This window comes from Kocuria arenosa (assembly GCF_042879215.1).
Classification (GTDB): domain Bacteria; phylum Actinomycetota; class Actinomycetes; order Actinomycetales; family Micrococcaceae; genus Kocuria; species Kocuria arenosa.
The window spans coordinates 20838-29064 of sequence record NZ_JBHZTA010000019.1 but is presented as its reverse complement, the minus strand read 5'-3'; the positions used below and the strand labels follow the sequence as shown (position 1 = coordinate 29064).

At 67.0% G+C, this 8227-nt stretch carries 7 protein-coding genes; 3 read left to right on the top strand and 4 right to left on the bottom strand.

Annotated elements, in window-relative coordinates:
* Positions 1-251: 251 nt before the first annotated feature.
* Both ACFYE3_RS18285 and ACFYE3_RS18280 read right to left on the bottom strand, forming a co-directional pair.
* The gene (locus ACFYE3_RS18285) at positions 252-767 is read right to left on the bottom strand and encodes a GNAT family N-acetyltransferase (RefSeq protein WP_387611665.1); all 516 of its coding nucleotides are present in this window, start codon (positions 765-767) and stop codon (positions 252-254) included.
* Positions 768-1135: 368 nt separating this feature from the next.
* Complete coding sequence (locus tag ACFYE3_RS18280; RefSeq protein WP_387611663.1) at positions 1136-1387, bottom strand: hypothetical protein; 252 nt, start codon at positions 1385-1387, stop codon at positions 1136-1138.
* A 428-nt stretch (positions 1388-1815) separates the two neighbouring features.
* On the opposite strand from ACFYE3_RS18280, the gene ACFYE3_RS18275 reads away from it, so the two are divergent.
* The 3 genes from ACFYE3_RS18275 (at position 1816) to ACFYE3_RS18265 (ending at position 5142) form a co-directional block, all read left to right on the top strand.
* Complete coding sequence (locus ACFYE3_RS18275) at positions 1816-2127, top strand: hypothetical protein (protein WP_387611660.1); 312 nt, start codon at positions 1816-1818, stop codon at positions 2125-2127.
* Between the two features lie 902 nt (positions 2128-3029).
* The gene (locus ACFYE3_RS18270) at positions 3030-3518 is read left to right on the top strand and encodes an OsmC family protein (RefSeq protein ID WP_387611657.1); all 489 of its coding nucleotides are present in this window, start codon (positions 3030-3032) and stop codon (positions 3516-3518) included.
* A 1069-nt stretch (positions 3519-4587) separates the two neighbouring features.
* Positions 4588-5142 (top strand): dTMP kinase, encoded by a 555-nt coding sequence (locus ACFYE3_RS18265; RefSeq protein WP_387611654.1) that lies wholly within the window; start codon positions 4588-4590, stop codon positions 5140-5142.
* A 388-nt stretch (positions 5143-5530) separates the two neighbouring features.
* On the opposite strand, the gene ACFYE3_RS18260 is transcribed toward ACFYE3_RS18265, so the two are convergent.
* Together ACFYE3_RS18260 and ACFYE3_RS18255 are read right to left on the bottom strand one after the other, a co-directional pair.
* A complete protein-coding gene (locus ACFYE3_RS18260; RefSeq protein WP_387611651.1) occupies positions 5531-6277 on the bottom strand; it encodes an NADPH-dependent F420 reductase in 747 nt (248 codons plus the stop codon).
* 53 nt (positions 6278-6330) lie between these two features.
* Positions 6331-7866: a DHA2 family efflux MFS transporter permease subunit gene (locus ACFYE3_RS18255; protein ID WP_387611649.1), complete on the bottom strand. Its 1536-nt coding sequence runs from the start codon at positions 7864-7866 to the stop codon at positions 6331-6333.
* Positions 7867-8227 lie beyond the last annotated feature (361 nt).

Genomic DNA, 8227 nt, shown 5'->3' with positions numbered 1-8227 from the left:
CACCCCCATTGCGGCCGGGGCGCCACCTAAGTCATGGAGACGACCGACCAGCGAAGGAGCCACCGTGGGCAACAGAGGGGAGACCGAACCGAACCCTTCGGCTTTACATATGGCCGGCCGCGGGCAGAGGTCGTTGCGGTATGGCTTGCCGTATTCGGCGGTCCCGTGCAGCGCTTCCCGATCAGGATGCGCGGCACGCGGCCGGTCAACCTGGGTGCGGAGGCATGCTCCACGGCTTCCGCGCGCTGGACTCAGATCCCGAAGGGCTCCGCGTAGCGCACGGTGCCGGCTGGCAGGGCCCGGTCCGGATCCAGCGACAGCGCCATCAGGGCCTCGTCCGGGACCTCGATGCTCAGCCCGACGCCGTGAATCGAGGCCCGCTCGTAACCCAAGCGCTGGTAGTACTGCTCGTGGCCCAGGACCACGACGAAGGCCTCACCTCGTTCCCGTGCCGCCCGCTGGGCAGCACGGATCGCCGCGGAGCCGGCCCCGGTGCGCTGAGGGGCCGATAATACCGCGCACGGTGCCAGGCACAACGCCGGGACCACGTCGATGTGGCAGCGGGTCAGCAGGACATGTCCCACCACGGTGCCGTCCTCGGTGGTGGTGACCATGGAGAGCCCGTCGATCCAGGCCGGGTCCTGGCGTAGCGCGTCCACGAGCTCGGCCTCCTCACCGGCGGGGAAGGCGGCGCGGTTGAGGCCTTGGATGGCCGGGATATCGGCCGGTATTTCGGCGCGCGTGATCCACTGAGGGTGAGTCTCCACGAGGGGTACCCGTTCGTGTGTCGGAGCCCAACAGGCGAGAAGGCTGTGGGCAAGAGGTGAAAGACGAGGTCAGACTGCCGCCGCAGGTGCGGGGACGGTCATCAACCCCACCCACTTCCCGGTCTTTGTCGACCAGGTCCTGACCGGGGGCCGGTTCTGCGCAAAGCATGGTGCGCACCCGATCCCTCGCCCGAATCCAGCGCGCCCCGGTGGCGGTCACTCACCCGAGCGCCCTCGGTCGCGTGATCGCAACCCTCAGGGGCCTTCCTCATCAGGTAGCGCCATGCGGGGGCAGGATTAGTCCTCATGGGCGTGCTGGCCGTGCTTGCACGCTCCCAGCAGGGACGCTGTCACTGAAAAGCAATAGGTCAGGAGTCGTCGTCCTGGCTCCACAGCCAATGCAGGTAGATGGCGCCCCAGCCCGGGCCCAAGGCGTCCACCAGGGCGTTGGCCACTGTGCGGGCGTCCACCCAGGGGTACCGCTGACCGATCCGCGTCGCTTCCTGGCAGATTCTCTCCGGATCGTGGCCCTCGTGGTGCAGGGCGACCGCGGCTTCACTGACCCGGGCCTCGAAAAGCCGTCGTTCTGTCAGGGGCACGGGCTCAAAGGTGATAGACATCAGACTCCCTCAGAACAACGATCGCCCAAGGGAGCCGGAGGTGCTCCCACGAGCAGCTCCGCAAATGGTGGAGACATAGTAAGCAACATCACACTCGAATGGCTATTCGAGGCATTATCCCGTGTGGTATCTCTCATGACGCTCTCGCCGGCCCCTTTCTTTGGAAGCGGCGTTGCAGGCGGGGTTCCGCTTATGGGCTGACTGGACGTACCTGAACGCTCTCCACGCCGACGCTTGAGCCTTCCCACGAGCGTCGCCGTAGGGGTTCACCGCGCCGTGCACGGCACCGGGCGACCCCTGCTGTTCACCCGAGCACCTCTTCCCGGCCAGGGACCGCCTCTCTACAGTTGGCGTTGGACGACCGATGGGGCGCGTCACGCCCCGGGAGGTCCCTTCCGGGAAGTCTGCTTTCCAGGAGGTCACCACCCATGAGCGTCTTGAGCACTTTCACCCAGACCGACCCCGTCCCCGCGACGGGACCGTGTTCGGCGCAGCCCCCTGCCCGGTTGCGCCGTTACCGGATGCTCGCGGACCGGCCGGGCCTGAAGCTGCGCGCCGGGGAGCTTGTGCTGTGCATCGACTACGAGTACGCCCCGCATCAGGCGGTCGTGCCGGTGCGCTGCGAGGCCGATGACTACGCCCCCGGCGCGTTGCTGGCGCGGGTGGATGTGGAGTTCCTGGAGCATTCCGACGAGGTGTTTGGTGCGATGTCCTGGGGTAAGCCCGGAGGCCGACCCTGAGATCTGCTCCGTCGGTGCAGTGCTTCACGTAATGCACCGCAGACACTGAGGAATCTGAGCGTCCCCACGCTGTTCACCGTCCCCTTCTTCCCACTGTGCTTCTCGCTCTCATGCGCCCCGAGCTTTACATATGGCCCATTATGGGAGAGCCGCCAGGTGGTAGAACTTAAAAGTGCACTAACAGATGCTTTTGATCCCAGGGTTCCGCCCGTGTTCCAGGCGGCAAATTATTGGAGTCAAAGCGCTTGAATGCCCATCCAGCGGGACCAGCCAACCACTCCACGAGCCATGTTTCCCGAGTGGAGGCATTTGAATCACACCCTTCCGCGTACGAAACGATAACTAATTCATCAAAGTCTGTTAAGTCCTCACTAGGAAAATATCCTTTTAATCTCTCTTTGAAGGCAAGACGCTTTACGTGATTATCGAACATGGCTCGCTTCCCTCCGTGCCGGGATTGGGAAGACGACGACCCGGAGGTGGATCGCCGCGCCCACTAACTGCTTCCCACGACAACAGAGTCGGGTCTTAAGCCCCGTCTGTCATCCTCAACCATGGTTAGTCGGATGAGGCTTGGCTGGGTTTCACGCGGGCTGGTTCGCGGTGAGGGTTCCTCCACCTATATGGGCGCACTTCCGGTGCGGATGAGGGCTGGGTGGGTCCGGCAGGCGGACCCGGTGCCGGTGGTCGGTGAGTCGAGGCTGTGCCGGGACGACACCTGGGGTGCGTCGTCGTAGCGGGAGCAGGTCCTGGGGGGCATCACCGTAGGAAGCGAAACGTGACGTCAGAACACCGATCAGGATGATTCGTTCTTTCGACGGTATTGGCCTCGTCCTAGCATGGTGGGTGCAGGACCTCGCGCCGCGGCGTGGGACGTTGCGGCCTGATCATCAGGAGAAGCCATGAACATCGCCCTGAGTGAATCGATCGAGCGGTTCACCGCCGACCCGGCCGCCGGGCAGATCTCCCCGAAGGTGACAGCAACGCTGACGCAGGGCCGCACCCGTCTGGGGGCCGGCCCGTTCAGCTGGGAGACCGACCTGCCGCAACCGGTCGGCGGCTCCAATGAGTCACCGAGCCCCACCGCCTATCTGCTCGGTGCCCTGGCCGGGTGCGCGGTGGCCTTCATCCACGACACCCTCGCCCCCCAGCTCGGGGTCGAGATCACCGAGCTCAGCGCCACAGCCAGTTGCACCACCAACCTCGGCGGGCTGCTGGACGTCCACGGCACCACCCCGGATCTGCAGCAGCTGCGCATCGAGATCACCGTGTCATCGACCAGCCCAGCCGAACAGGTGGAGGCGATGCAGCAGGCGTGGTTGGCCCGCTGCCCGGTCTACCTCGCGCTGCGCAACCCCAACGACGTCGAGGTCACCTTCACCTCGGCGTAACTTGCGCAGTCCCCGATCCACCGTGCGGTGGGGCGGGGAAGGCACCCAGGCGCGAAGATCCGGTCCCCGACGCCACCGCACGGCGGTGGTGTCCGCTGTTGTGGAGACGGATTCCCCACAAGTGCGGATGGATTGCCTGCTCAGCGCAGTTCACCATGGGAAATCTGATGTATCTGGGGGGATCAGATGGTGAACGACGTCAGGTGGGTTTCGACTGAGCCAGCCGGTGGGCAGGCATGGTGGTCCGTGCGGATGCTCGGGTCGTTGCAGGTGCGCCGGGGGGAGCACGTGCTGACGGCCAAGGAGCTTGGGGGGCCGCGTCAGCGTCAGGTCCTGGAGATCCTGCTGCTGGCCCCGGGGGTGCCGGTGTCCAAGCACCGTTTGCTGGAGCTGCTGTGGGGGCCGCACCGCTGGTTCCGGTCATCGTCCTGGTGCTCGCTGTGGGCCACCACCTCGACCACATCATCCGTGGCAATTACGTCGGTTGGCCGCTTACGGCACAGGTGAACGCTTTCACCGTCAGCTTGATCTTCTACCCGCTGATCCTGACCGGACTGGTCCTCGCCCGCGCGGGAATCATTGGTCCCGGGACCTGGGTCTTCCTCTCCGGTGGCGGGGCGATCTTCCTGATCGTCATCCACTTCGGGCCCTGGGTCATCGAGCCACCGGGCGACATCATCGAACCCTACGCCCCGCCGTTGATCGGCTGGCTCGCCTTCGGATGGTTGCTGGCCCTCATCGGAGTCCTGAGCGCCTCAACGATCTACGAGGTGCGCCTCTGGCTCCAGGACCGTTCCCTCCGGCGCAGCGGACAGCCACCCGATCGCGCCGTAGTTGTTGCAGTTGGGGTTTCGTTGCGGGCCGCACCCCGGCCACCGGCGTTGCCGACGGACCGGGCGAGAACTCCTCGGTATCCACCCACACGCGGTGCGGTGCGGGAAGCATGGGATCCTGCATTCAGTAGTGACAGGAGCAGTCGAGGAAGGGGGGTCCGGTGCGTTGTTCTCAAGCTGAACGCCGGAGGTCCCGGCCTGACAGTGCCCGTGCTCGGCGGAGTCGGAGAACAGTGGTGCTCCTGGGCATCGACGGGGCCGGCAAGACGACCACGGCGGAAGCGCTGGTGGCGGCTGCTCGGGAGTCGGGACGACCGGCGATCGTGCTGCGCAACCGCTCCGGTCGCCGCTGGTTGGCCCGCGTCTCGGCACGCTGCGGGCTGGAGCTGCCTGTGAGATGGGCGGACCGGTTCGAGACCGTGGTGCGCATCGCCAACGTCGCGGTGTCCCAGGTTCCGGCCGGCCACCGTGAGGGTCTGGTGGTCATCGACCGTCACCTGGTGTGCCAACTGGTGCTGCGCCAGGGCCGAGGCTTGCCCCCGGGGCGCGTGCTGCCGTGGTTGGCGGCCCGGTGGATCCGCCCGTACGCGGTGGTCGTTCTCGACATCCCAGCCCAGACCGCCCAGCAACGGATCCTGCGCCGCGGAGAGGATCACGAGTCGCTGGACTACCTGCGGACCGCCCGCACCGCCTACCTGGAGCTCGCCCGCACCAGGGGCTGGCGCGTGGTGGACGCAACCGGAACGACCGACGTGCTGGTCGCCCGGATCGCTGAAGCGGCCGACCTCTGATCGAGCGGCAGCACCACGATCATCCCCGGGGGAAGGGCCGTCCCCTGGTCGGCCGACGGCAAGGACCGCAGACAATGCCTGTTCTCATCCCCCCGGGGCGTGCGCTGTGCTCCCTCGCCCAGGGTGACGGCGGCGCCAGTAACCATGCTGGTGAACATCACCGCCCGAGCGGACGATCTCGTCAGCATCGCCAATGACCTGCCCCGCGAGCATGTCGGAGACGGCAGCCACCACGCAGACCGCCCCGACAATGAGCAGGTGGAGCCACCCCCAAACCAACACAATTTACATATGGCCGGCTACCGGTCGCGATCTACGAGGGTGACGTTGCAGTTTGGGTTGGTTTTCATCGTGTTTGCCAGGGAGAGGGCCGAGAGGTTTTGCGGGTTCAGATGAAGAGGGCGCGGTTGAGGCGCACGCCGTATGCGGCGTCGGGGTTGGTGGTGGCGTCCCCGACTCGTTCCTGGATGGCTGCGACGGCCAGGTCGCGTCGCTTCGGCGATCGCCTCGCGTCCGCTGCAGACCACTTGTCCGGCATCTCTTCGAGGGTGAGGTCGGTGCAGTAGCACGGGGTGCCCGGCTGCTGGCGCCACGATTGCGCCAGTGGGCCCGCGTCGAAGGCGTCGAAGCCGGTGGCCTCGACGAGGGTCATGCCTACGGCTCGGTCGTGGTCGTCATCGGCTGACACGGGGATGGCGATGCGGTCCGTGCCGCCCGCCGGCTTGTCTTTGGCTGCGAAGGAATGGGAGCCGATGGCGTTCCACGCCTTGACCACCGGTCGTCCCAACTGTTCAACCACCCACAGGCTCTCGACCTGACCGGCCTCGATGGCCTCGATCCTGCCGTCGCGCTGCGGATAGTAGTTCGAGGTGTCGATGACCACGGTGCCCGTCGGCACACCGGTGAGCAGCGGCGTGAGCTGCGGAAGACGGTGCAGGGGAACGGAGAGGATCACGACGTCGACGCCCACCACGGCTTCTGCCGCCAGGACCGCGCGTCCGCCTGAGGCCAACGCCTCGGGCCCGATCGTTTCGGGCCCGCGCGAGTTGGCGACCTTCACGTCGTGTCCGGCTGCGCTCAACCGTTGGGTCAGGGTGGTGCCGATGTGCCCGGTGCCCAGGACGCCGATCTTCATGGTCTGTCTCCTTGCTGCAGGTGGATGCCCCGATGGGGGCGAGGGGCTGTGGGTCAGGCCGTTGCCGCCGAGTCGCCGGGTGTGGGTTCTGAGGGAGTGCGCGGGTCGACCGATCGGGGGCGGCGCACGAACAGGGTGGCGAGAGCCGAGACGGAGGCGATGACGGCCGCGGCGGTGAAGGCGGCCTGGGCGGCGGCGACGGCCTGGGCCAGGCCCAGGGGCCCGGTGCCGTGTGCGCTGGATCCGAGGGTGTAGGCGGAGACGAGAACCGCGGTGCCTGCCGCGCCACCGAGCTGCTGGATGGTGCCGAAAGCTGCGCTGCCGTGGGGGTAGAGGTGGGCGGGCAGCGCCGACAGCGCGGCCGTGGTCAGCGGGCTCCACATCAGGGCCTGGCCGATGATCATGGTGATGTAGGCGATGAGCAGAGTGGAGACGGCCGTGCCGGAATCGAGGCGGCTGAGGAACCACAGGGAGGCGGCCACGATGAGCGCTCCGGGGATCGCCAGGGGTCGGGGGCCGAGACGGTCGTAGAGCCGCCCGCCGATGGCCGACACGACGGCGATCGTGATGCCACCGGGCACGAGGAAGAGGCCGATCTGCAAGGTGCCCAAGCCGCTGACACTGCTCAGCAGCAGCGGGAAGACGACTCCCGTGCCGAAGGCGGTCATGGTCAGCGCAAGCATCACCAGCAGCGGCAGGGTGAAGGACCTCACGGCGAAGATCCGCACGTCCAGCAGCGCGTCGTCGGTGCGCTGGAGCGCCCGCTGCCTCAGGACGAACGCTGCGACGCCGAGGACGCCCACAAGGATCGGCAGGTAAGGGGGGGCAGGGGTGTGGCCCGAGGTAGATTCCCCGATGGTGGCCAGCCCATAGACCAGCGCACCGAACCCCACCGCCGAGAGGACCAGCGAGAGGACGTCGAGGGTGACCGGTTCCGGTGTGGTGACGTTGCGCAGCTTCACCGCGCCCAGCACCAGCCCGATCAGCGCGATCGGCACCATGAGGATGAACAACCACCGCCAGCTCAGCTGCGACAGCACCAGCCCGGAGACTGCGGGGCCCAGGGCCGGTGCGGCGGAGGAGACGATCACGACCAGCGCCATGATCCGGCCCTGGCGGGCCGCCGGGACCAGTCGCATGGTGGTGGCCATCAGCAGCGGCAGGAAGACGGCGGTGCCCACGGCCTGGATGATCCGGCCGGTGAACAGGACCCCGAAGCCGGGGGCGAGGGCGGCAAGCACCGTTCCCAGAGCGAACAAGGACATCGCGGTCAGGAAGATGGTGCGCAGAGGGAATTTGCGCATCACGAAGCCGGTGGCAGGGATCAGGACGGCCAGGGTGAGCAGGTAGCCGGTGGTCAGCCACTGCCCGGTCGACGCCGTGATCGCCAGCTCCTCGATGAGCGTGGGCAGCGCAACCCCCAGCAGCATCTCGTTCAGCAGCACGATGAAGGTCGAGGCCATCAGCAGCCCCAGGACGAGGCCATCACCGGGGGCGAGCTTGTCGGGCGCACCGGCGCCCGGCGAATTGGCCAAGACGTGGGGGCCGGTATCGGGCTGTGGGTCGATCGACGCCTGGCGGGTAGTCATCGGGGGCTCTTTTCTGATGCGGTGGGCTCAGCCTCCCGGAGGGTTCCGGGCAGACCGGGTCCTGTGGTCGACGGCGAGGGATGGGCGTATCCTCAAACGGAGGGCGCCTCCACATCAGTAAACCGGAGAGTGTCTCCCTTTGGCAAGTGGCCGTCCCCATCGCGCCCGCCATTGTCACCACGGCTGGGGTGGCGACTGGGGCATGGGGGTGACGGCGCAGCGGTAGGTGTCAGGGTGTGGGTCACCTGCGGACTGCGCGCTACGGATTCTCGATCGAGTCCTCGGGCGTGGTGCAGTGCGGAGGTGGGGGGGATTCGGCTGAAGGTTGAGTGTGGGGCGTGCCGAGTGGAGCACCTCGAGT

Excerpts from the sequence above, each read along its gene's own strand:
- ACFYE3_RS18255 (WP_387611649.1), bottom strand. The coding sequence starts at position 7,866 with ATGACTACCCGCCAGGCGTCGATCGACCCACAGCCCGATACCGGCCCC.
- ACFYE3_RS18260 (WP_387611651.1), bottom strand. The coding sequence starts at position 6,277 with ATGAAGATCGGCGTCCTGGGCACCGGGCACATCGGCACCACCCTGACC.
- ACFYE3_RS18280 (WP_387611663.1), bottom strand. The coding sequence starts at position 1,387 with ATGTCTATCACCTTTGAGCCCGTGCCCCTGACAGAACGACGGCTTTTC.
- ACFYE3_RS18275 (WP_387611660.1), top strand. The coding sequence starts at position 1,816 with ATGAGCGTCTTGAGCACTTTCACCCAGACCGACCCCGTCCCCGCGACG.
- ACFYE3_RS18270 (WP_387611657.1), top strand. The coding sequence starts at position 3,030 with ATGAACATCGCCCTGAGTGAATCGATCGAGCGGTTCACCGCCGACCCG.